The 21,516-nt window shown below is 62.6% G+C and carries 21 protein-coding genes; 8 read left to right on the top strand and 13 right to left on the bottom strand.

Features of this window, described 5'->3' with window-relative positions; genetic code table 11:
• Positions 1-191 precede the first annotated feature (191 nt).
• On the top strand, positions 192-698 hold the full coding sequence (locus LDZ24_RS17810) for a metal-dependent hydrolase (RefSeq protein WP_248322548.1): 507 nt from the start codon (positions 192-194) through the stop codon (positions 696-698).
• Positions 699-746: 48 nt separating this feature from the next.
• A complete protein-coding gene (locus LDZ24_RS17805) occupies positions 747-1,241 on the top strand; it encodes an LEA type 2 family protein (RefSeq protein WP_248322547.1) in 495 nt (164 codons plus the stop codon).
• A 70-nt stretch (positions 1,242-1,311) separates the two neighbouring features.
• On the opposite strand, the gene LDZ24_RS17800 is transcribed toward LDZ24_RS17805, so the two are convergent.
• Positions 1,312-1,635 carry a hypothetical protein gene (locus tag LDZ24_RS17800; protein WP_248322546.1) on the bottom strand — a complete coding sequence of 108 codons (324 nt, stop codon included), beginning with the start codon at positions 1,633-1,635 and terminating at the stop codon, positions 1,312-1,314.
• 171 nt (positions 1,636-1,806) lie between these two features.
• On the opposite strand from LDZ24_RS17800, the gene LDZ24_RS17795 reads away from it, so the two are divergent.
• Positions 1,807-2,618 (top strand): IS5 family transposase gene (locus LDZ24_RS17795; protein WP_248320663.1). Its coding sequence is split into 2 segments (ribosomal slippage): positions 1,807-2,155 and positions 2,155-2,618, totalling 813 coding nucleotides; the frame shifts between segments, so codons are not numbered across the junction.
• A 341-nt stretch (positions 2,619-2,959) separates the two neighbouring features.
• On the top strand, positions 2,960-4,345 hold the full coding sequence (locus tag LDZ24_RS17790) for an FAD-binding oxidoreductase (protein WP_248322545.1): 1,386 nt from the start codon (positions 2,960-2,962) through the stop codon (positions 4,343-4,345).
• A 59-nt stretch (positions 4,346-4,404) separates the two neighbouring features.
• Here the strand turns inward: LDZ24_RS17790 and LDZ24_RS17785 are convergent, their stop codons facing one another.
• The 4 genes from LDZ24_RS17785 to LDZ24_RS17770 form a co-directional block, all read right to left on the bottom strand.
• Entirely contained in the window at positions 4,405-4,746 is a 342-nt protein-coding gene (locus tag LDZ24_RS17785; RefSeq protein WP_248322544.1) for a host attachment protein, read from the bottom strand.
• A gap of 65 nt (positions 4,747-4,811) precedes the next feature.
• Positions 4,812-6,329, bottom strand: a complete 1,518-nt coding sequence (locus tag LDZ24_RS17780; protein WP_248322543.1) for an acetyl-CoA hydrolase/transferase family protein — start codon at positions 6,327-6,329, stop codon at positions 4,812-4,814.
• Between the two features lie 302 nt (positions 6,330-6,631).
• On the bottom strand, positions 6,632-7,318 hold the full coding sequence (locus LDZ24_RS17775) for a Fe2+-dependent dioxygenase (RefSeq protein WP_248322542.1): 687 nt from the start codon (positions 7,316-7,318) through the stop codon (positions 6,632-6,634).
• Between the two features lie 69 nt (positions 7,319-7,387).
• Positions 7,388-9,652, bottom strand: coding sequence for a TonB-dependent siderophore receptor (locus LDZ24_RS17770; protein WP_248322541.1), 2,265 nt, complete (start codon positions 9,650-9,652; stop codon positions 7,388-7,390).
• A 396-nt stretch (positions 9,653-10,048) separates the two neighbouring features.
• Between LDZ24_RS17770 and LDZ24_RS17765 the strand changes: the two genes are divergently transcribed.
• Positions 10,049-11,251, top strand: a complete 1,203-nt coding sequence (locus tag LDZ24_RS17765; protein ID WP_206469388.1) for an ammonium transporter — start codon at positions 10,049-10,051, stop codon at positions 11,249-11,251.
• Positions 11,252-11,571: 320 nt separating this feature from the next.
• Positions 11,572-13,770, top strand: a complete 2,199-nt coding sequence (locus LDZ24_RS17760) for a hybrid sensor histidine kinase/response regulator (protein ID WP_248322540.1) — start codon at positions 11,572-11,574, stop codon at positions 13,768-13,770.
• Positions 13,771-13,777: 7 nt separating this feature from the next.
• On the opposite strand, the gene LDZ24_RS17755 is transcribed toward LDZ24_RS17760, so the two are convergent.
• From LDZ24_RS17755 to LDZ24_RS17735, 5 genes are all read right to left on the bottom strand, one after another.
• A complete protein-coding gene (locus tag LDZ24_RS17755) occupies positions 13,778-14,278 on the bottom strand; it encodes a hypothetical protein (RefSeq protein WP_248322539.1) in 501 nt (166 codons plus the stop codon).
• A gap of 1 nt (position 14,279) precedes the next feature.
• Positions 14,280-15,557 carry a sorbosone dehydrogenase family protein gene (locus LDZ24_RS17750; protein ID WP_248323335.1) on the bottom strand — a complete coding sequence of 426 codons (1,278 nt, stop codon included), beginning with the start codon at positions 15,555-15,557 and terminating at the stop codon, positions 14,280-14,282.
• 51 nt (positions 15,558-15,608) lie between these two features.
• The gene (locus LDZ24_RS17745) at positions 15,609-15,776 is read right to left on the bottom strand and encodes a hypothetical protein (protein ID WP_175941287.1); all 168 of its coding nucleotides are present in this window, start codon (positions 15,774-15,776) and stop codon (positions 15,609-15,611) included.
• Positions 15,777-15,854: 78 nt separating this feature from the next.
• A complete protein-coding gene (locus LDZ24_RS17740) occupies positions 15,855-16,271 on the bottom strand; it encodes a DUF3175 domain-containing protein (protein ID WP_248322538.1) in 417 nt (138 codons plus the stop codon).
• Between the two features lie 13 nt (positions 16,272-16,284).
• Positions 16,285-16,902, bottom strand: a complete 618-nt coding sequence (locus LDZ24_RS17735) for a UdgX family uracil-DNA binding protein (protein ID WP_248322537.1) — start codon at positions 16,900-16,902, stop codon at positions 16,285-16,287.
• A gap of 165 nt (positions 16,903-17,067) precedes the next feature.
• Here LDZ24_RS17735 and LDZ24_RS17730 point away from each other — a divergent pair, with 165 nt between their 5' ends.
• Positions 17,068-17,388, top strand: a complete 321-nt coding sequence (locus LDZ24_RS17730) for a hypothetical protein (protein ID WP_175941294.1) — start codon at positions 17,068-17,070, stop codon at positions 17,386-17,388.
• A gap of 86 nt (positions 17,389-17,474) precedes the next feature.
• On the opposite strand, the gene pqqA is transcribed toward LDZ24_RS17730, so the two are convergent.
• The gene (pqqA, locus tag LDZ24_RS17725; RefSeq protein WP_008353049.1) at positions 17,475-17,549 is read right to left on the bottom strand and encodes a pyrroloquinoline quinone precursor peptide PqqA; all 75 of its coding nucleotides are present in this window, start codon (positions 17,547-17,549) and stop codon (positions 17,475-17,477) included.
• Positions 17,550-17,938: 389 nt separating this feature from the next.
• Positions 17,939-18,172, bottom strand: coding sequence for a DUF2795 domain-containing protein (locus LDZ24_RS17720; RefSeq protein WP_175941298.1), 234 nt, complete (start codon positions 18,170-18,172; stop codon positions 17,939-17,941).
• A 124-nt stretch (positions 18,173-18,296) separates the two neighbouring features.
• Here LDZ24_RS17720 and LDZ24_RS17715 point away from each other — a divergent pair, with 124 nt between their 5' ends.
• Positions 18,297-18,533, top strand: a complete 237-nt coding sequence (locus tag LDZ24_RS17715) for a hypothetical protein (protein ID WP_248322536.1) — start codon at positions 18,297-18,299, stop codon at positions 18,531-18,533.
• 13 nt (positions 18,534-18,546) lie between these two features.
• Here the strand turns inward: LDZ24_RS17715 and LDZ24_RS17710 are convergent, their stop codons facing one another.
• On the bottom strand, positions 18,547-21,423 hold the full coding sequence (locus LDZ24_RS17710) for an EAL domain-containing protein (RefSeq protein ID WP_248322535.1): 2,877 nt from the start codon (positions 21,421-21,423) through the stop codon (positions 18,547-18,549).
• Positions 21,424-21,516: the final 93 nt, after the last annotated feature.

Raw genomic sequence — 21,516 nt, 5'->3', positions numbered from 1 at the left:
CGACGCGCGCGGTAGTCGCGCAACGTTGCCATCAATCATTTTAGTCATAGACGCGCGAGCTCGCCGCCACCCTGCGCGAATGGTGCCCCAGCGCACGCAATTGCGTAAGTTTGTGTATCGCGTCGCACACTGAAGCATGCGCCGTGCGAATATGCGCGCTTTCTTAAGCAAGCGGTTCAAGGCAGGTTCACATGGCATCGAGCAAGGCCCATCATGCGACGGGATGGGCGGCGGGAATCATCGCGGCGGCGCTGGTCACGAAGGCAGCAGGCGTCGACTATCTGTCCTGTACGCTGGCCGTTTTGGGCGGCGTGATCGGGGCGACCGCGCCGGACTGGCTCGAAGTGGCGTGGTGGACCCGCAAGCGAAAGCTGTGGATCACGCATCGCACGCTCACGCATTGGGGCGTGGGCTGGGCCGCGCTTCTGGCGTTGTCATGGCATCTGCTCGGGAAACAACCCGCCGTGCCGTTGGCATTCGGCTTCGCGTGCGGCGGCATCATGCATTTGCTCGCGGACTGGCCGAACCCGCTCGGCGTCCCCTGGATCGGTGGACGCCATTCGTTGAGATTGTGGACGAGCGGGCATTGCGACCTGATCGTCGTCGGCGCTGCGTGGATTGCGGCACTTTATGTCGCCGACGGTGTCTGGTTTCATCATGCGTATGGCCGCATGCTGCTCAACGCGTTGCGCGTCTGATCGCAATAGAATCCTGCCAGTTCTCACTACGCTACCGGACCTCGACCCATGCATATGAATCAAGCGCGAAACCGCATCTTTCTCGTCCTCTTCGTATTGGCCACGCTCGTGCTCGGCGGATGCGCGGGCTTCATGAACCGCGATGCGTTGCGCGTCAGCGTTGCGGGCATCGAGCCGCTCGAAGGGCAGGGGCTCGAAATGCGCTTCGCCGTCAAGCTGCGCGTGCAGAATCCGAACGATACGCCGATCGACTTCGACGGCGTCGCGCTCGATCTCGATGTCAACGGCCGCGCCTTCGCGAGCGGCGTGAGTCCGCAGCGCGGATCGGTGCCGCGTTTCGGCGAACTGGTGGTGTCCGTGCCGGTGACGGTGTCGGCGTGGTCGGTCGCGCGGCAAGCGTTGGGCTTCGCAAGCGGCGACGAGGTGACCAAGGTGTCGTACGTGGCGCGTGGTCGTCTCGCAGGCGGGCCGTTTGGCGGCGCGCGCTTCTCAGACCAGGGAACGATCGACTTCCCGACCGGAAGCGGCGCGTTCGGCTATTGATCCGTCGCTACGCATGCAACGAGCGCCCGCAGGCGCTCGTTCGAATCAACGGCTTGTCGATCTACGCGCCTTAGTGCGTGACGTGCAGGCCGTTTGCCTCGTCGTGGTGGACTTCGACGTGCGCGTTGCCCGGCGCTGCGTCGTGACGGGCAATCTCTTCCTGGCGCTTGTGCTCTTCACGCGCCGCACGCGCTTCGCGTTCGTTGCGGGCATCGCGCTCGCGTGCCTCATCGACGCGCTCGCGATGCTCCTTGCGCTCGAGTCGGAAATGGCGCTCGGCTTCGTGTGACTTGGCAAATGCACCGGCCGACAGGCAGGCGATGAGAGCAGCAGCAAACAGCTTTTTCATGTCGAACTTCCTTACTGTGAACATGCAGACCGGGTGATCTGCCATGCCCAACCAACGTTCCCATTCGTCACGCGTTGACGCCTGTTGCTTTGGTGTAAGGACATTCAACAATGTTTCGCAGATCAGCGCTAAGAAGCCTTAACAAAATGAGCGAAGGGGCTGTTAACTCTCGATGAATGCTGTTAACCTTTTCATTGTTTCGACGACGAAAAGGACATGGCCAAGCCGATACTCGACGACGAACTGTGGGCACTCATTGAACCGCTGCTGCCCCCGCCCAACCCACGACGAACCCGTTACCCAGGGCGCAGGCCGCTCCATAATCGTGCGGTGCTCACGGGCATCCTCTTCGTCTTACAGACGGGCCTGCGTTGGGACCTATTGCCTCGCGAGATGGGCTGCGGCAGTGGCATGAGTTGCTGGCGTCGTTTGCGTGACTGGCAGGCCGCCGGCGTCTGGGAGCAGTTGCACGAGGTGCTGCTTGCGCGATTGCGCGCAGCCGACCAAATCGACTGGTCTCGCGTCATCGTCGATTCCTCCTCAATCCGCGCTGTGGGCTCAGGTCAAAAACAGGACCGAATCCCACAGACCGCGCGCGACCCGGTTCAAAGCACCATCTCATCACCGAGGCCCAGGGTATCCCGCTTGCGGTGATACTGACCGGCGCCAACCGAAACGACGTCACTCAACTTCAATCGCTGGTCGAGGCTATTCCGCCCATCAGCGGCAAGCGTGGCAGACCGCTATCGAAGCCTCGGGTCGTTCAGGGCGACAGAGGCTACGACCACGACAAATACCGACGTCCACTGCATGCCGCCGGCATTGCAACCGAAATCGCTCGACGCGGTCAGCCTCATGGAAGCGGGCTGGGCAAAACACGCTGGGTCGTGGAGCGGACCATTTCGTGGCTTCACAACTTCCGCCGACTGCGCATCCGCTTCGAACGGCTCGCTTTCATACACGAGGCTTTCCTCAAAATCGCTTGCTGCATCATATGCTGGCGGCAGCTGCAAAAGTCATTCTGTTAACGCCTCTAAGTCGAAGTGGTCTATGTAAGCAATGCATCCTTAACGGCGCATGAAGTAAGGGATGCGAAGCAATGAACGGAGTGCTGCCTTTCACAACGCGCGTTTTCGGAAACTTTGGCCGATGCATGCTAGATGTTGTGCACGAAATTGCGGCTCCTCGTCTTTACATTTCGTAATCGCAAGACTTTAATCAACGAGCGGACGAACATGTCCGTCATCGCAATCCGCTTCCTCTCCGATGCTTGGCGTCGGTGGCGCGCGAAGCGGAATTCTTGCGCTTTCACGTTCCAGATGGCAGGTCGGGCACGTCGCGGCGCGCTTCTCATGCAGCGAGGTCATCCATGATCAACTTCCCGGTCGACGCAATCGACACGCTCAAATCCGCCGTGCGCGGCAAAGTCATTTCGCCCACCGACTCCGACTACGACGAAGCACGCAAGGTGTGGAACGCAACCATCGACAGGCGCCCGGCGCTCATCGTGCGTTGCGCGGGAACGGCCGACGTGATCGCGGCGCTCGGTTTCGCGCGCGAACACGGCGCGCTGCTTTCGATACGCGGCGGCGCGCACAATATCGCGGGCAGCGCGGTGAGCGACGATGCACTCATGATCGACCTGTCCGCGATGAAGTCGGTCCGTATCGATCCGCAAGCGAAACGCGCCTATGTCGAGCCGGGCGCGCTGCTTTCCGACTTCGATCACGAAGCACAGGCCTTCGGTCTCGCGACGCCGCTCGGCATCAACTCGACGACGGGTGTGGCGGGTCTCACGTTAGGCGGCGGCTTCGGATGGATCAGCCGCAAATATGGCGTGACGGTGGACAATCTCGTCGCCGCGGACATCGTGACGGCAGACGGCACGTGGCGCCGCGTCAGCGCGGAATCGGAGCCGGAACTCTTCTGGGCGCTGCGCGGCGGCGGAGGCAACTTCGGCATCGTGACGATGTTCGAATTCCGCCTGCATGAAGTGGGGCCGCAGATCTATGGCGGGCTCGTCGTGTATCCGCTCGAACAGGCGGAGCAGGTCTTGCCGAAGTATCGCGCGTTCATCGCCGACGCGCCCGACGACCTGACGGTATGGGCGGTCCTGCGCCTGGCGCCCCCACTCCCGTTCCTGCCGGCCGAGGTGCATGGCAAGCCGGTCATTGCGCTGGCGTGCTGCTATATCGGTGATGTCGGGCGCGGTCCCGAGGCGTTGCAGGCGGTGCGCGAATTCGGCACGCCGTATGGCGAGCACCTCGGCCCGATGCCTTTCACTGCATGGCAGAAGGCGTTCGATCCGTTGCTGACACCCGGCGCGCGCAACTATTGGAAGTCTCACAACTTCGCCGCGCTCAACGACGAGACGTTGCGCATTCTCACGGACGCAGTGAAGGCATTGCCGTCGCCGCATTGCGAGATCTTCATCGGCGCGATGGCCGGCCAGACGAACCGCGTTCCCTCGAATGCGACCGCTTACGCGAATCGCGATTCGGTATTCACCATCAACATACACGGTCGCTGGACGGAAGCGGCGGACGACGACACCTGCACGCAATGGGCGCGCGACATGTTCACCGCATTGACGCCGCATGCGCTGGGCAGCGTCTACGTGAACTTCCTGACGGGCGACGAGGGTGATCGCGTGAAAGCGGCCTATGGACCGAACTACGAGCGGCTCGCAGAAGTGAAGCGTCGTTACGATCCGGAGAACGTGTTCCGCAGTAATCAGAACATCCAGCCTGCATAACGATTCGCGCGCGCCGCGCGAGCGAGCGGCGCGCGTCGTTCATCTACGTTCATCGACGTTCATCGACGTTCCACGTAGCGCTGCCCGCTCACGGCGCCGTTGTCGTTGTCGTCATAAACCAGCATGCGTGTTTCGCTGCTCAAGCAGGCTTGCAACACGCCGAGGAATCTTGCGTCCACGGCAAGACGCAATCGGTTGAAGCGATGCTGCAACCGGGCCTGTTCGAGATACGCGGCAATGGCTCGGGCAAAGGTCTCGCGGTCTTTACCGCTCGCGTCGCTTCGCGCGGGAGCGGTATTCCTGATGTCCTCCACTTGCTGAAGATCGACCTTGAGTCCGCGCGTTTCGAAGATGCGGGCGCGATGCTCGTCGGCGGCAAGAACCCACGTGATGGCGGTCATGATGCTTCCTCCTGTTCGCCCGGCTTCGAGCGACGCTCGCGTCATTGTGCGCCGATTCGCGGTGCTCAACAGTCCGTTGTACTGCCGCATTGCAGCATGGAACCGGTACGCGTGAAGCGTTCATGCAGCGCGAAAGCCTTCTCCAGGCAATGCGGCGTCTGTCCACCGCGCGCTTGTGCGTCGCGGTAATAGTCGCGCAAGAAATCGCGATACAGCGGGTGCGCGCACTTGTCGATCACCGTCAGCGCACGTTCACGAGGCGCAAGGCCGGTCAGGTTAGCGAGTCCGCGCTCGGTCACGATCACGTCCACATCGTGTTCGTTGTGATCGCAATGCGGCACCATTGGAACGATGCTCGAAATGCAGCCGTCCTTCGCAATCGATTTCGTCGCGAACACTGCATACGATGCATTGCGCGCGAAGTCGCCCGAGCCGCCGATGCCGTTCATCATGTGCGTGCCGCCGACATGCGTCGAATTCACGTTGCCGTAGATATCGGCTTCCAGCGCGGTGTTGATCGCGATGAGTCCGAGCCGGCGAATGACTTCGGGATGATTGCTCACTTCTTGCGGGCGCAGCACGAGCCGGTCGCGATAGCGATCAAGATCGTTCAGGACCTGTTCCTGGCGTTTGGCCGAGAGCGTCATCGACGCGCCCGACGCGAAGGCGAGCTTGCCGGCATCGAAGAGATCGAAAGCCGAGTCTTGCAGCACCTCGGAATAGAGCGTGAGTGCTTCGAAGGGCGACGCGGCGAATCCCGACAGCACCGCGTTCGCAATGGTGCCGATGCCGGCCTGCAACGGCGGCAAGGTCTTCGGCAGGCGGCCGCGCGACACTTCGTGCTGAAAGAACTCGACGAGATGACCGGCGATCAGCGCGGTCTCTTCATCTGCGGGCAGCACGGTCGAAGGACTGTCCGGCTGATTCGTGATGACGATGGCCGCGATCTTTTCGATGGGAACGTCGATGCAAGTGCCACCGATACGATCGCTCGGACTAACTATCGGCAGCGGCGCGCGTGACGGGCGCGGCGCGGGCGACCAGATATCGTGCAAGCCTTCAAGCGTCAAAGGCTGCGCAAGATTGATCTCCACGATGACCTTTTGCGCCAACATCGCAAAGGTCGCTGAATTGCCGACCGATGTGCTCGGCACGATGCCACCCGACTCGGTGATCGCCACAGCTTCGATGATCGCGATATCGAGTGCGCCGAGGCGCTGGTCGCGCAATAGCTCGACGGTCTCCGACAGATGCTGATCGACGAACATGACGTCGCCGCGATTGATGGCGCGACGCAACGTGGCATCGACCTGAAACGGCAAGCGACGCTCAAATGCGCCCGCTTCCGTGAGAAGGCGGTCGATGTCGTTGCCGAGCGACGCGCCGGTAATCAGCGTAATGCGCAGCGGATCGCTTTCCTCACGCGCACGGCGCGCGATTTCGAGGGGTACCGCTTTCGCATCGCCGGCGCGGGTAAAGCCGCTTGAGCCCACGCGCATGCCATTGCGCACGAATTGCGCTGCATCGGCTGCGGATGTGATCTTTGCGCGTAGCGCGGCACAACGAATGCGGTCTTCCAACATCAAATACTCCACGAACACTGAATGAATCGAGCGCTCGCATGCGCTTCGCCCCGTTAGGACGAACGGGCGCGCAAACACGGACGCACGTTGGCGCCGGTTCCGAATAGATCGTGATGACTGGCTTATCGCGGCAGTGCGCGAGGGTCGGAGGCAACAGAGGCTTGCGAGCGCCGCCGCGATTATAGGTATTCATGGGCGCTTTCATAGTCGCATGTCATTGCGCGACTATTCAGGATGCAGTCTTTTGCGCTTTGTCTAATTTCATGCTGGTGCAATTGCCGGCGATGACTCCGCTCACGTCCTTACGTTTCGCTCCACATGCGCAGAAGGTTGTGATAACAGCCGACGAGCGAGCGCTTCGCGGCTTCGTCGCCATTCGTCGCATTGAGACGCTGTATCGAGTTGTCGAGATCGAAAAGCAGCGCACGTTGCGCATCGTCGCGCACGAGGCTCTGCGCCCAGAAGAAGCTGGACACGCGCGCGCCGCGCGTGACCGGACGCACCTGATGCAGGCTCGTTGCCGGATACACGATCGCATGGCCCGCGGGAAGCTTCACTTCCTGCACGCCATATGTGTCTTCGATGACAAGTTCGCCACCGTCGTAATCTTCAGGGCGCGAAAGAAAGAGTGTGATCGATACATCCGTGCGAACACGGGCTCCGTGGCCCGGCACGATGCGAATGGCGCCATCGACGTGACTACCGAAATGCATGCCGCCTGCATAGCGATTGAAAAGCGGTGGATACACGCGGTTGGGCAGCACCGCGCTAATGAAAAGCGGATGACGTTCGAGCGCACCGACGATCACATCGCCCATTTCGCGGGCAATGGCGGAGCCTTCGGCAATCTGTTGATTGCGTTTGACGGGCGCGCCTTGATAACCCGCGGTGGCGCGGCCGTCGACCCATGAGTCGGTGTCGGCTTCGAGGCGCGAGCGCATCGCAGCGGCGTCTTCGGCGCTCAGGACGCCCGGTATCGAAAGAATCATGGCAAGGGCTCGGTGATGTCGCTGCGCGCGCCAACGTGCGAGTGACGCGCGCTTAAGGTCAAAGGTGCATCAGCGGAAGCGGTAATTCAACGTCGCGAGGAACGTGCGGCCAAGACCCGGCACCGCGCGTCCGCCGTCGGACGGAATCAGGGCATCGTAGTACTTCTTGTCCGTGAGGTTCACCACGTTGAACTGGATATCGTAGCGTTTCTGATGATACGCGGCCATTGCATCCCATCGCGTATAGCCGCCGACCTGCACGAGGTTGTTGTTGGCCGCATAGCGCGACGACACGTACGATGGACCGCCGCCGAATTCCCAGTTCGGCGTGACGTTATACGTGGACCACAGCGTCAGCATGTGATGCGGCGTGTTGGCGAGCGTGTGGCCGGTGGTGCCGTCGAGCGCCTTCTCTACGGTGCCGTCCATGTACGTATAGCCGCCGAACACCTGCCACTTGTTCGTGATGTGGCCGGCGACGCCGAGCTGATAGCCGCGCACGCGCACATCGCCATCGAGCGTGTATTCGCCGGTGGAAACCTGCGTGCGCGCGTTGGTTTTCTCGATGTTGAAGAGCGATTGCGTCAGCGAAAGCCCGCCGTTCAGCAGGTCCCACTTCGAGCCTATCTCATATGAGCGGTTCTTCTCCGGCGGCGTGTTCTGCTGGTTGTTGGTCAGCGTGAGGGCTTCGAGCGACGGATTGAACGACGTGCCATACGACACGTAATACGACTGCCATTCGGTCGGCTGCCATACGACGCCGGTGCGCACGCTCGTGAAGTAGTTCGTCTGCGTGGCATAACCCGGTGCGTTGATCGAGTTATGAATCGATGCTTCATAGCGATCCCAGCGCACGCCGCCGATCCACTTCCAATGCTCGCCGAAGGAGATGGTGTCGTTGAGATACAGTCCGATGCCGTTCGCGCTGGATTCCGCAAGATTGGTGGCGACCTCGCGATAATTCGACGGACGCGTCGTATAGGTCGGATCGACAAGCGGCACGATCGCGAGCGTATTGGACGGCAGGCCCGGCGTGGTCGCGGTGAAGCTCTGGTTGCTATAGGTCTCGTGGCTCAAATCGACGCCGACGAGCATGTCGTGCTTGAGGAAGCCCGTCGCGAACTTGCCTTCGAAGTCGGTCGTGTTGTAGACCGAGTGGTCGTTGATGTTGCGGTCCTTGCCTTGCAGTCGCACGTAAAGCGAAGAAAGCGGCAGCGTGGTGTAGTTTCCGTTCGTCAGTGCAGGGGATGTGCCGAGCGGTCCAGTCAGCACGGCGGCCGCGTTCGTCGCGCGCGCTTCGGTGCTGTAGTGACTGAATTGCGTCTGATTGCGCAGCGTGAAGACATCGTTGAAGCGATGCTCCACGCGCGCGTTGAGCGTTTGCACGTCCTGAATGGTGCGGTCGTCGGTGAAGCCATAGAACGTCTTCGTATCGACCGGCGCCGGATGTCCGTTGAGCGGCGGAATGCCGTAGTCGGGCTGATCACGGTTGTGCTGAATGAGGGCGGATAGGGTCACTTGCGTCGGCGTGCCGATGCCGAACTTCACTTCCGGCGCGACGCCGTAATCCTTGCTCTTCATCTGATCGCGGGTCGAGCCCAGGTCCTGACCGAACGCGTTGATGCGAAACGCGGAAGTCTCGGTCATCGGCTGATTCATGTCGACGGTCGTGCGGTAGCGGTCGTGCGTGCCCGCTTGCACGGATACATCGGCGCGCGGCTTCAGCTCCGGCTGCTTGCTCACCTGATTGATGACGCCGCCTGTCGAGCCACGCCCGAAGTACAACGACGACGGCCCGTACAGCACATCGATGGATTCGAGGTTGAAGGTATCGCGATAGTACTGGCCGCGGTCGCGGAAGCCGTCGAGATAGATATCGGTGCGCGCGGTGAAGCCACGCAAGTTGATGTTATTGCCGATCTGGCCGCCTTCCGCTGCGCCGAGCGTGACGCCCGGCACGTTGCGCAGCGCGTCGGAGAACGAGCTGACCGCCTGCGATTGCAGAACCGCTTTCGGCACGACGACGACTGCTTGGGGAATGTCGCGCAATGCGGTGGGCACCTTTGCGCCGACGCTCGATACTTCGGGCTGAAAGTCGCGCGACGTGTCGCTTTGTCCCGTCACCTTGACGGCGGGCAGGGCGGCGGTTTCCGGCTCGGCCGTGGCGGAATCTGCGTTCGCGCCTGCGGCGTCTCTGGTGCTGACTGCTGAGCCGCTCTGAACGGAGGCGGCGGCTCGCGTGTTCTCTGTTGCCGTTTGCGCGTGAAGCGGCGTGGCCATCGGCACCGTTGCCACACTGACCAGGGCCGCGGCGAGCGGCGTTTTCCTCAGCATATCGTTCCCCGATATTTTGTTAGTGGATTCGGAACGTCGACGGACGCCTGTTTGTCCGCCACGCGTCATTTGCCTCCGGCTTGGCTGCACGGCGCTAAATGAGAATCAGTATCATTACACAACTTGACAAGATTTTGTAAGTAGCCGTTGGAGCTGGTGGGGTTTCTGGCGCGCGGCGGATTGCATGCTGCATGCACCATCCCGTTCGCAAAATGCACTTGCATTGCGCATTAACGAAGCGGTCGCACCAAGACGGATCGGCCGCGGCTTTGCGTGATAAGGGCGTTGCACTGTCCTTAAGCGGCCGCACAGCTTTCGAGCACGCAATTGCACTCCAAATGCGCGGATGGCCCGGATTTTGCACATGTCGCCGTTTTTTTTGAGACGTCCGCCGACATGCAGGCACTTCAATCCGGTACCGACACCCTGTTCCTATTGCTGGGCGCCGCCATGGTGCTTGCCATGCACGCGGGTTTCGCGTTCCTCGAACTCGGAACAGTCAGGCGCGAGAATCAGGTGAACGCGCTCGTCAAGATCCTCGTGGACTTCGCCGTATCCACCCTCGCGTACTTCTTCATCGGCTACAACATTGCATACGGCGTGCAGTTCATGCACGGAGCCGACGTGCTCGCGCAGCACAACGGCTATGCGCTCGTGCGCTTCTTCTTCCTTTTGACGTTCGCGGCGGCGGTGCCGGCGATCGTGTCGGGAGGCATCGCCGAGCGTTCGAAGTTCAACCCGCAGCTATTCGCGACCTGCGTGATCGTCGGGTTCATTTATCCATTGCTCGAAGGCATCGCGTGGAACGAACGGTTCGGCGTTCAGTCGTGGCTCACGCAGGCTTTCGGTGCGCCGTTTCACGACTTCGCCGGTTCGGTCGTCGTGCACGCGTTCGGCGGCTGGGTCGCGTTGCCGGCGGTGCTGCTGCTCGGGCCGCGCCACGGTCGTTATCACAAGGACGGACGCATCGCCGCGCACCCGCCGTCGAGCATTCCTTTTCTCGCGCTCGGTGCATGGGTGCTCGCGGTCGGCTGGTTCGGCTTCAACGTGATGAGCGCGCAGACGGTCGACAAAATTAGCGGCCTGGTTGCGGTGAATTCACTGATGGCGATGGTCGGCGGCACTCTCGCCGCGTGGGTCGCAGGGCGCAACGATCCGGGCTTTGCCTATAACGGTCCGCTGGCCGGACTGGTCGCGGTATGCGCCGGTTCCGACGTGATGCATCCGCTGGGCGCGTTGATCGTCGGGGCCGTGGCGGGCGTGCTGTTCGTGCAGATGTTCACCTGTGTGCAGAACCGCTGGCGGATCGACGACGTGCTCGGCGTCTGGCCGCTGCATGGCCTCTGCGGCGCGTGGGGCGGCATCGCGGCAGGCGTCTTCGGGCAAAAGACATTCGGCGGCATCGGCGGCGTGTCGATGTGGTCGCAATGCATCGGCACCGTCGGCGCGGTCTTGCTCGCGCTCGCGGGCGGCGCTGCCGTCTACGGCGTCATCAAGATGACGGTGGGACTGCGCCTCGACCGCGAGGACGAGTTCAACGGCGCGGACCTGGCCATCCATCGCATCTCTTCGACGCCGGATCGAGAAATGGCCGGCTGAACTCGCAGTTCGCCCTCCGGCCGTCAGCGCCGGATTGCATGCAAGATGCACCGCATTGGCATTTTGCATGCCGCCGCCGGCCGGATCAGCAACTTGCCGCGAGCCGGCGCAAAACGGGGAAAAAAGCCCGGGCATGCGCTTCGCTGAAACCGACCGCTCCGACATGACCGGCGCGGAACCGGCAAAGCGACGCGTGCTTTGCCTGATTGATGCAGAACCTTCGATTGACGAGAATCGCGGCCCGGTCACGGTCGGCTTGCTATGCCGATGCGTGCTCGCCGGTTACGATATACCGGCCGATCCCCAACAAGGCCGAGAGCTTGAATCCTACAGAGACCGGGTCCTTCGATTTGCCGCTCCCGTCGCGCAACTTCTCGTTGACGCGACGCGTGCTGCTGCTCGTCCTGGCCGCGTCTGTCGCCGTTCCGCTTGCCTGTCTCGCTATCTACGGCTATTACGACTATCAGCGCCGGTTCGCCGAGGCCAGCGACCTGACCGAGCGGCTCGCGCGCGTGGCGAACGAGCACGCGCTCAAAGTGCTGGACCTGAATCAGCAACTGGAGACGCGCGTCGTCGACATGCTGGGCGACAGTGGCGACGCGGACATCAAGTTGCGCGAGGAAGCCTTGCATCGCGCGCTCGACGACATGAGCGGCACGCTCGCGCAGGTCGCCGCCATTTCGGTCTTCGGCGCGAACGGCGCGCTGCTCGTGAATAGCCGCCGGTATCCTGCGCCGGACGTGTCGATTGCCGAGCGCGACGACTTCCTCTCGGCCCGCGCGTTCGCGCCGGTCACGTATTTCTCATTGCCGTTGCGCGGCAAGGTCGCGCAATCGGACGTCTTCACGACGACGATGGGGCGCATCAGCCATAACGGGCAGTTTCTCGGCGTGGTGTCGATTGCGCTGAATCGCGATTATTTCGTCGACTTCTATCGCGAGATCGCAGCGGGCGACTCAGCACTCGTGATCGGTCTTTATCGGCGCGATGGCGGCATTCTCGTGCGCTATCCGCCGAGCCCGGCGTCGTCGCAAGCCGCGAACAACACGCCGTTCACCGACGCGTTTCGCAACAACGAGCTCTTCGGACGCGTGCGCATGACATCGACCATCGATCACGTCGAGCGCGTGCTTGCCTACCGGCGTGTCGGCGATTTTCCGCTCTATGTCGCGACCGGCTATGCGACGTCGGTCGTGCGCGCGCAATGGCGGCAGAACCTCGCGCTCGTCGCAGCGATCGCGGCGTTGCCATGCATGGCCGTATGGCTTCTCATCGCGTTCTCCATTCGCCGGCTCGACGCGGAGCGCGCCGCGTGGGAACGCTGGCAGGCGGAAGTCGCGACGAGGCTTTCCGTCGAAGCATCGACGCGGCAATTGCGGCGCATGGGCGCGCTCGGCAATCTGGTGGCGAACGTCGCGCACGATTTCAATAACCTGCTGATGGTCGTGTCGTCGAACATGGCCTTGGCGCGGCGCAAGCATTTCAACGATGTCGAGAGCGAAGTGCTCGCGGTGGAACGCGCGACGGCCGGCGCGGAGTCGCTCGCGCGGCGGCTGATGAGCGTCGCGCGCAAGCATCCGCTGAAGCAGGAAGTCATCGACCCCGCCGCGTGGATCAGAAGCATGCTCGAAATCGTGAAGCGCGCGGTGCATCCGTCGGTCTCGCTGACGGTCGAGTTCTCAGCGGACGTGTGGCCCATCATGGCCGATGCCGTGGAACTCGAACTGGCGCTCGTCAACATCGTCGCGAATGCGAGCGAGGCGATGCCGCATGGCGGGCGCATCGTCATTCGCTGTCAGAACGCGCGTTTGCGTGGCGCGGAAACCGATCTGCCCGATGGCGAATACGTGCTCATCTCCGTGACGGACAACGGCGAAGGCATGAGCGAAGCCGTACTGCGCCGCGCGTTCGAACCGCTCTTCACGACCAAGGTACGCGGCGCGGGCACGGGTCTCGGACTCTCGCAAGTGCTGGCCGCGTGCGAACAGGCGGGCGGCAGCGCGCGCATCACGAGCGTGCCGGGCGCGGGCACCACGGTTCGGCTTTATCTGCCGAGGCATCACGGACCGGTAACGGCGCCTCCGGCTAAGCCCGTCGAGATGGAGAAGGAGAAGCCGCCGGCCAAACCGCAGCAAGTGGCGGACGACGACCATCCGTTCCAAGGCATGTCGGTGCTGCTCGTGGAAGACAACACCGACGTCGCGGCGGGCGTCATGGCCGTGCTCGAAGTCTTCGGGTGCACCGTGCATCACGAGGAAAGCGCGGATGCGGCGTTCGCGCTCATGGGCGAGGGCTACAGCTTCGATCTCGTGCTCTCGGACGTGCAGATGCCCGGCAAGATGAACGGCATCGACCTCGCGGAGCAGATCACGAAGCGGCTGCCATCGCAAAAGCTCGTGCTGATGACGGGCTATGCCGACGAGATCGAACGCGCGAAGCATCTCGGCGTGCCGATTCTCGCGAAGCCTTTTGACATGGACGACTTGCGCGATCTCATCATGGACGGCGTGCCGCACTGAGTGCACGTTACTTATGCTTCGGCATGGGGCGCGCGCCGACGAGAGGATTGAACGACCGGCGCTTCTCTGCCGACGCTTCCTCGTCGGCCGAGGCTTTCGCGCGGCGCGCATTCGTGCGCTTGCCGCCGAGCTGATCGAGCAGGTCTTCGTCGTCAGTGGCTTCTTCGTCTGCTTCCTCGTCGTCTTGCGCGGGCGCGGCGGTCGCTTGTCCGGCACCCGCGAGATCATCCATGACGGAGACGAAGTCCTTCTGCGCGGACTTGAGCGCGCGGCCCGGCATCATGATGAGCACGACCGCTTCCTGCACGGTGTGATCGTCGACGGTATGCAGCGTGCCAGCTTCCGTCCAGTCGATGCCGCTCCCGGCATACGCCGCGATCACATGTTGCAGCACCGCAGGCGAGAGCACGCCGGCATCGTATAAGCCGACGATCTGCCGTTCGGCAAGCGCGAAGAGACTCGTCTTCGGAGCAGCGCTTGCCTTCGATGCGGATTTGCGGGCGGCCATGTTATTTCGATTTTGGCGCGACCCGCCATACCGTATTGCCGACATCGTCGGCGACCAGCAGGCCGCCTGCGTGGTCCACGGCCACGCCGACAGGACGCCCCAGCGCATGCCCGTCTGCCGAAAGAAAACCGGTCAGGATATCTTCGGGCGGACCGGAAGGCTTGCCATCCTGGAACGGAACGAAGATGACCTTATAGCCGCTTCTCGGCTTGCGATTCCACGACCCGTGCTGACCGATGAACGCGCCGTTCCAGTAATGCTGCGGAAAGGCTTTTGCGTCGTAGAACGCGAGACCGAGCGAGGCCGTATGCGCGCCGAGCGCATAGTCAGGCACGATGGCCGACTCGACCAGATCCGCGCGCTGCGGCTTGACGCGATCATCGACATGCTGGCCGTAATAGCTATAAGGCCAGCCATAGAACGCACCGTCCTTCACCGCCGTCATGTAGTCGGGGACGAGCTCGTTACCGAGTTCATCGCGCTCATTCACGGCTGTCCATAATGCGCCGGTTTGCGGCTGCCACGACATTCCGTTCGGATTGCGAAGTCCCGTTGCATAGAGACGGGTCTGTCTACTCGCGATATCCACTTCCATGATGGCCGCGCGCCCGTTCTCTGCGTCGATGCCGTTCTCCGCCGCGTTGCTGTTCGAGCCGACCGTCACATACAGCCGCTTGCCATCCGGACTCGCGATGATGTTCTTGGTCCAGTGATGGTTGATCGGCCCAGCGGGCAGGTCGATGAATTTTTCGCCCGTCGATTCGATCGTCGTTTCGCCTGTCCGATACTCGAAGCGCAGCACGGCATCGGTATCGGCGACATAGAGATCATCTCCGACCAGCGCCATGCCGAAGGGCGAATGCAGATGATCGATGAATACGGTGCGCGTTTCCGCGACGCCGTCGCCGTCGGCATCGCGCAACAACACGATGCGATCGGGACTCGGCATGCCCGCGCCCGCGCGCTTCATCACCTTCTTCATGACGGCGCCCTTGATGCCCGAGTTCGTATCGTGCTCGGCGGGAGCATTGCTCTCGGCAACGAGCACGTCGCCGTTGGGCAGCGTGATGATCCAGCGCGGATGATCGAGCCCGGACGCGAAAGCCGTTACGTCGAAGCCCGCTGGCGATATGGGCTTCTGGCCATCCGCCCACTGCTTCGCGGGCGCGATGTTCACCGTCGGCAACAACGCGCGGCGCGGCGCGGGAAGCTCGGGATCGGGCCCGAAGTCAGTCGGATAGTCATCCGCGAGCGCGATGCTGCACGAGACGGTCAGCATCGCCACGAGCGTTACGCGTAGGCACTTTCGCGCGTCGGAAAGCGCCATCCATCAGCCTCCGCCGATGCCCTGCACGATCTTTCCCGTGCCGTCGCAAGTGGGACAATCGCCGCCGTCTTGCTTGCCTGTGCCGTTGCAGTCGGGACAGATGTCTTCGCCGGTGCCGGGTGCGCCCGGCTCGGCTTCATCGCCCGGACTGAGAGGAGGTTCTTGCGCCATGACTGTCTCCTAGGTTGGTATGCCTTGGCGAGAAGCAAAGACTATTCCGCGGTGACGTGCCAAGCGGTGCGTTCGTCTTCAGGGCTTGCGTCCGAATGCTTCGCGCAAGTGCCGCTTCGCTTGCTCGAGCGTATTGCGCCGCGTCTTCGGCAAGTTGCGGCCGGCTCGATTGATATAGAAATTCAGCATCGACATGGCCGACTGGAACGGCGTGCCCTTGCGCCGTTTGCTCTCGGTCGACGAGCGTTTGAGCGACTGCGCAATTTCTTCGGCGTTGCCGTTCTTGAAGATATCGCGCTGAATATCCATCGCGTCGCTCGTTTCCATCACATGATGCGACCAGCGGTGCGTCGAATTGGCGGACTTCGCTTTCTTGCTTCCGGATTTCTTGTGATCGCTCGCGAGCGTATGGCGCTGCCGTGTGGTGCTGCGCTTGCCCGAACCCGTCTTGCCCGCGCTTCCTCCGGTCTTCTTGGTCTTGCGTTCCGTCGGCATGACGGTTCCTCCATTAACGTTTATGTTTCATCAGCCGATGCGCTTCCCGCAGCGCATCCACGATAGCCTGATAAGCAGCATGGCGCGTGTCCGGGTCGGGCGCGCGCAATACATACGATGGGTGATACGTGGCGACGACCACGCGCCCCTCGTGCTCGATAGGGTGCCCCATCGACGCTTGCAGTTTGGCCTTCGAATCGCGCAGCACCGACTTGAGCGCGGTCGCGCCCAGCGCGACGATCACCTTCGGGTCGATGTCGGCCGTCTCGCGGTCCATCCAGTAGTGGCACGCGTCGATCTCGCGCTGGGCCGGCGTCTTGTGCATGCGGCGCTTGCCGCGCGGTTCCCATTTGAAGTGCTTGACGGCATTCGTCACATAGACTTCCTTGCGCGCAACGCCGGCTTCTTCGAGCGCGCGGTCCAGCATCGCGCCAGCCGGACCGACAAAGGGCTTGCCTTGCAAATCTTCCTGATCGCCCGGTTGTTCGCCGACGATCATCAGCGGCGCGTGGCGCGGACCGGCGCCCGGGACCGCTTGCGTCGCGTCTCTGTACAACGCGCAACGATGACAAGCGTCGAGCGAGTCCGGTATTTGATCGGGCTCTACGCCGGGCTGCGGGGTCGTGGCCATGAGGACCTTACGCGAAGGGGCGGGGTGACAAGGCCGTAAACGGAATCATGGGCATGCGTTCTCCGAGACTTTTGGAAGCGAGTAGCAATTGCCGAACCTTCGTCCGCAAAGCTGTGGGAATGCCCGTTGCTGATTCCCTGAGTACCTGAGCAAAGGAGGCCAGCGATGAGCAACAACGATCGTATCGAAGGACCGGGCAGCACCGACAAGCCGCTCGGCGATGCAGGCAGCGGAGCCACCGGCGGCGGTTCGTTCGGCAATCTTCCGGGACCGGGCGCGGCGACGGGCGGCGATCCGCATCAGGGCGTGCGTCAGCCGAATGCGGGCGAAGTGGAACCGGAGAATCGTCGTCTGGATCAGCAGCCGCATCAGACGGCGGAAGTGCCGCTCGGCTCGGGCAATCGTCCGGAGCCGGCGGGACGAGGCGGACAGGTCAGCGACGTCGCGGCATCGCCGGGACAGGACGTGCCGCCGCGCGGAAACTGATTCACGAAGCACAAGCGCAAAAACACAAGCGCAAAAGCAAAGCGGCCGCTTATCGCGGCCGCTTTGCTTTCATGCGGATGTGCCGATCAACGCGTGGCAATGTACATCGTGATTTCAAAGCCAAAGCGCATATCGGTGAAGCTAGGGGTTTCCCACTTCATAGAGCCTCCTTGTGCATTGAGCGGCCGACGGATGCCGTGCCGTTGCGCGGTTGTTTTCCTGAGCGCGTGCAGCGCGGCGCTCAAATCGACGCTCTTTCATCCTAGCGCGACTTCGCCGCCTGCATCATTGGAAATTGCCTCGGCATTCATTTAATTTATTTATGGCGTCATAGCGGCCGCGGTCGGCTTCCGGAATCGTCAGGGTTCGTACTGACTTTGTCAGGGTCGGTTGCTTCGTCGCGTTCCATCATTTCGCCCGGACGCGGGATAACCCTATCTACATCCTCCGGCCGTATATTGTTCAGCTCGTTGCCGCCGGGCGCGTGCGATTTGTCGTGTGTATCGGGTGCTTTCGGGGTTTCAGCCATTGGATTGCCTCGTACGATGATTCATTCGGCGCGCGCCGCTTCGCGCAGCACGGCGGAGTCACTGTCGTAATTGCGATCGGCGATTTTCCTGAGCACGGCCAGCACTTCGCCGTCCGCGCCGTTGCTTTTCGCCAGCGCCATCAGCTTTTCCTTGTGCATCGGATATTCCGCGCCCTTGAGCGCGCGCGCGATGGCGTCCGGCCCCGGCTCGTCCAGATGCCGTTGGTCCTGCGACTGCGCGGGATGTTGTGACATAGCGCCTCCTTTCCAGTTGATCTGCAACGTCGAAAGGGCAGCAACGCGCATACCCGTGCAGGCTTGTTCCGGGCGCGACTGATGCTACGCAACCCGTAACAAACGTCAGAAGGAGGACACGCGCATGACTATTTCCGCGGAGCGACTCTCCGATACCGAGATCAAGGTCGAAGAGACCATCTATACGTTCGATGGCAAAGACAGGGCAGACGCGTTCCAGCAATGTCTGGGAAGCGACACGCTCGACGCCTGCACTCGCAACCACGCGCCTGTCTCCACGCGCGCCGCGACGACGACGGGCGGCCCCGCAGAAGGCGAGCCGGGCAGCATCATTTCGCCGTCGCTCGGCGGCATGCCCTGATCGCCGTTCGCGATCAGAGCAGCGAGTGCGTCGTCGAACGCGGCGCGAGCGATTCGCGCGTCAAGGCTTCGAGCGGCAATGGCTTGTCGAAGAAGTAGCCTTGCGCCTGCGCGGCGCCCATGTCGCGCAGGACCGCGAGGGTCGCCGCATCTTCGACGCCTTCGGCGACGAGCGTCAGGTCGAGTGATTCGGCCATGCGCACGATCGCCCGCACGATAGCGCGGCTGCGCGGGCTGCGCGTCAGTTCGAGAATGAAGGACTTGTCGATCTTCAGGCCGCTGAACTGATACTGATGCACGTAACTGAGCGACGAAAAGCCCGAGCCGAAATCGTCGAGCACGACGGACATGCCGTTATCGGCCAGCCGCTGCATCGTGCGCCGCGCGAGATCCGGTTCGGCGACGAGCGCGCCTTCGGTCAGTTCGAGGCACACGCGTGATGGCGACACGCGATAGCGCCGCAATAGCGCGAGCACGTCGTCGGCGAACTCGGGGCGCGTCATGCTATAGCTCGAACAGTTGACGTGAACCGGCGGCCAGTGCACGAAACGCTCGTTCGATAGAATGGCCGCGACACGTTCGAGCATGTAGAGATCGAGTCGGCCGATGAGCCGCAGCCCTTCCACTGCAGGCAGGAATTCCCCCGGCCCCACGATGCGCCCATCCGCCTGCCGCCAGCGAATCAGCGCTTCCAGCGCCACCACTTCACCGCTTTTCACATCGACGATCGGCTGGAAGTAGGGCAGCAATTCGTCGTCGCGTTTCATTGCATTGCGCAACGCGCCTTCGCGTTCGACCTGATCGGTCACTTGCCGGCGCAATTCCTGATTGAACACGACGAAGCTGTCGCGTCCCGCGTTTTTCACGCGATACATCGCGGTATCGGCGTCGCGCAACAGATCGGCGGGCTCGGTATGAAACTGACTGTCCGCGCTGACGATGCCGATACTGCACGACGAAAACACCACGTGCTCTTCGATATGAAACGGCAGATCGAAGGCCGCGAGAATGCGTTTCGCGATGGAGACGGCATCCTGAACGACCGCGTTCGGCGAAAGAATGGCGAACTCGTCGCCGCCGAGACGCGCGAGCAGATCCGACGCGCGCACGCAGGCGCCGAGGCGCGCGGCGGCCTGCACGAGCAGCATGTCCCCGAAATGATGACCGAGACTGTCGTTCACGACCTTGAAGCGGTCGAGGTCGATGAACATCACCGAAAGATCGTGGCCGCGCGCCCGATAGTCGTTCCACGCGCCCTGAAGCCGCTGCATCAGATGGCTTCGGTTGGGCAAGCCCGTGAGCGAGTCATGCGAATTCTCATAGACGAGGCGCGCATTCACTTCGTCGAGTTCGCGCGTGCGCGCCTGCACGCGCGCTTCGAGTTCGAGATTCGCGGCGTGCAACGCTTCGGCGTCGCGACGGCGCGAGAGAGCCGTGTCGATATGGCGCGATACGAAGGTCAGCAGTTCCTGATCGCGCAACGAGTAACGAACGAGCGGCGAATAGCTTTGCACGGCCAGCACCCCGCGCACGACATCGCCGTCGAAAAGCGGAATGCCGAGCCACGAGCGCAGCCGCACCGAATCGCTGTCTGCCTCGAACGCGCCTTCGCTGATGAGCCGCACCGCTTCCTGATGATCGATCAGCCGCGGGCGACGCTCGCGGATCACGTATTCCGTCAAGCCGCGCCGGCCGCGTCGCGGATCGGGGCGTTCGTGCACGATCTCGTCGACGTAATACGGAAACGACACCTCGTCGGTTTCCTTCTCGTACAGCGCGATATAGAAGTTGCGCGCATAGAGCAGTTCGCCGACGATGCCGTGCAGACTGCGAAAGAACTCCATCGTGTCGCCCGGCCGGCTCGACAGTTCGGCGATCTGATAGAGCGCCGCCTGCAGATGCTCGGAGCGCTCGCGCTCCGCAATGCCGTGGCGCAGCGCGGCGTTCAGTTGCGATAGTTCCGACGTGCGGCGCGCCACCTTTTCTTCGAGATCCGCGCGATGCAGGATGCGGTCGAGCGCCATCGCGACATGCCGCGCCACCACGAGAAAGAGCGCGCGGTCCTCCGCCGTATAGATGCGCGAGACGTCGTAGACCTGCATCGCGAGCATGCCGAACACTTCGTCGGACGCGTTCTTCAGCGGCGCGCCCATCCAGAACTCGGGGCGGTCGCCGAGGCAGTAGAAGCGGCCCTCGCGCTCGGCCGCCGTGATGTCCGCCGTGGTCACGAAGAGCGGCTTGCCGCTCGTCAGCACGCGGCCTGTCATCGAGAGATGATCGGGGTCGAGGATATCGAAGTTGTCCGCTTCGACGACGTCCTTGTCGATCACGTCCACGTAATACGGGTACGTGATCTTGCCGGTCTTACGGTCGTACAGCGCGAGATAGAAGTTTTCCGCGTCGATCAGCGTGCCGAGGCGCTCGTGCACGCAGCGCAGAAACCCGGCGCGGTCAGGCACCGAACTCGCCAGATAAGCGATCTCGTACAGCACGCGCTGCGTAAGTTGCGCGCGCGCGAGGGCGTCGGACTGCACGCGTTCGCCCAGACGCCGCGCGAGCTCGGCGAGATGCGCGTCGTCGCGTTGCGCGAGCGGCGCGAGCAGCCAGCCGAGCACGCCTTCGCCGCGGCCCGTCGGCCAGCGGTGCCAGCCATGCGCGGCGCAGAGGCCCTCCAGGCGCTCCTCGGGGATGCTGCGCGGCCAGACGAGCGGGGCGTCGCCACGCCGCGCGAGATGCAACTGCTCACCCGCGCGATACCACGCCCACGCCTGTCCGCAACCCGTCGCGGCGGCGTCGCGCAGCAACGCCTCGATCGGGTCGGCATCGGACACGTCGGTTCCGGGCGCGCCGGGCGTCGAAACGGGCGCGTTATACGCGGAAAACACACTCATCGGCGCTCCAGGCCATTCGGATTTCGTTGACCGCCGAGGCGGCGGTCCGCTCTTTTTCGAGCGTTCGCTCTTACCGGGCTAACGGCAGCCAGA

It is taken from the genome of Caballeronia sp. Sq4a (genome assembly GCF_023170545.1).
Taxonomy (GTDB): domain Bacteria; phylum Pseudomonadota; class Gammaproteobacteria; order Burkholderiales; family Burkholderiaceae; genus Caballeronia.
The sequence above is the reverse complement of the archived record's forward strand: the minus strand, read 5'-3'. Positions and strand labels throughout refer to the sequence as shown.

What these genes read in the sequence shown, in the direction of transcription:
- LDZ24_RS17810 (WP_248322548.1), top strand. Translation starts at nt 192, where the DNA reads ATGGCATCGAGCAAGGCCCATCATGCGACGGGATGGGCGGCGGGAATC.
- LDZ24_RS17805 (WP_248322547.1), top strand. Translation starts at nt 747, where the DNA reads ATGCATATGAATCAAGCGCGAAACCGCATCTTTCTCGTCCTCTTCGTA.
- LDZ24_RS17800 (WP_248322546.1), bottom strand. Translation starts at nt 1,635, where the DNA reads ATGGCAGATCACCCGGTCTGCATGTTCACAGTAAGGAAGTTCGACATG.
- LDZ24_RS17790 (WP_248322545.1), top strand. Translation starts at nt 2,960, where the DNA reads ATGATCAACTTCCCGGTCGACGCAATCGACACGCTCAAATCCGCCGTG.
- LDZ24_RS17785 (WP_248322544.1), bottom strand. Translation starts at nt 4,746, where the DNA reads ATGACCGCCATCACGTGGGTTCTTGCCGCCGACGAGCATCGCGCCCGC.
- LDZ24_RS17780 (WP_248322543.1), bottom strand. Translation starts at nt 6,329, where the DNA reads ATGTTGGAAGACCGCATTCGTTGTGCCGCGCTACGCGCAAAGATCACA.
- LDZ24_RS17775 (WP_248322542.1), bottom strand. Translation starts at nt 7,318, where the DNA reads ATGATTCTTTCGATACCGGGCGTCCTGAGCGCCGAAGACGCCGCTGCG.
- LDZ24_RS17770 (WP_248322541.1), bottom strand. Translation starts at nt 9,652, where the DNA reads ATGCTGAGGAAAACGCCGCTCGCCGCGGCCCTGGTCAGTGTGGCAACG.
- LDZ24_RS17765 (WP_206469388.1), top strand. Translation starts at nt 10,049, where the DNA reads ATGCAGGCACTTCAATCCGGTACCGACACCCTGTTCCTATTGCTGGGC.
- LDZ24_RS17755 (WP_248322539.1), bottom strand. Translation starts at nt 14,278, where the DNA reads ATGGCCGCCCGCAAATCCGCATCGAAGGCAAGCGCTGCTCCGAAGACG.
- LDZ24_RS17750 (WP_248323335.1), bottom strand. Translation starts at nt 15,557, where the DNA reads ATGCTGACCGTCTCGTGCAGCATCGCGCTCGCGGATGACTATCCGACT.
- LDZ24_RS17745 (WP_175941287.1), bottom strand. Translation starts at nt 15,776, where the DNA reads ATGGCGCAAGAACCTCCTCTCAGTCCGGGCGATGAAGCCGAGCCGGGC.
- LDZ24_RS17740 (WP_248322538.1), bottom strand. Translation starts at nt 16,271, where the DNA reads ATGCCGACGGAACGCAAGACCAAGAAGACCGGAGGAAGCGCGGGCAAG.
- LDZ24_RS17735 (WP_248322537.1), bottom strand. Translation starts at nt 16,902, where the DNA reads ATGGCCACGACCCCGCAGCCCGGCGTAGAGCCCGATCAAATACCGGAC.
- LDZ24_RS17730 (WP_175941294.1), top strand. Translation starts at nt 17,068, where the DNA reads ATGAGCAACAACGATCGTATCGAAGGACCGGGCAGCACCGACAAGCCG.
- LDZ24_RS17720 (WP_175941298.1), bottom strand. Translation starts at nt 18,172, where the DNA reads ATGTCACAACATCCCGCGCAGTCGCAGGACCAACGGCATCTGGACGAG.
- LDZ24_RS17715 (WP_248322536.1), top strand. Translation starts at nt 18,297, where the DNA reads ATGACTATTTCCGCGGAGCGACTCTCCGATACCGAGATCAAGGTCGAA.
- LDZ24_RS17710 (WP_248322535.1), bottom strand. Translation starts at nt 21,423, where the DNA reads ATGAGTGTGTTTTCCGCGTATAACGCGCCCGTTTCGACGCCCGGCGCG.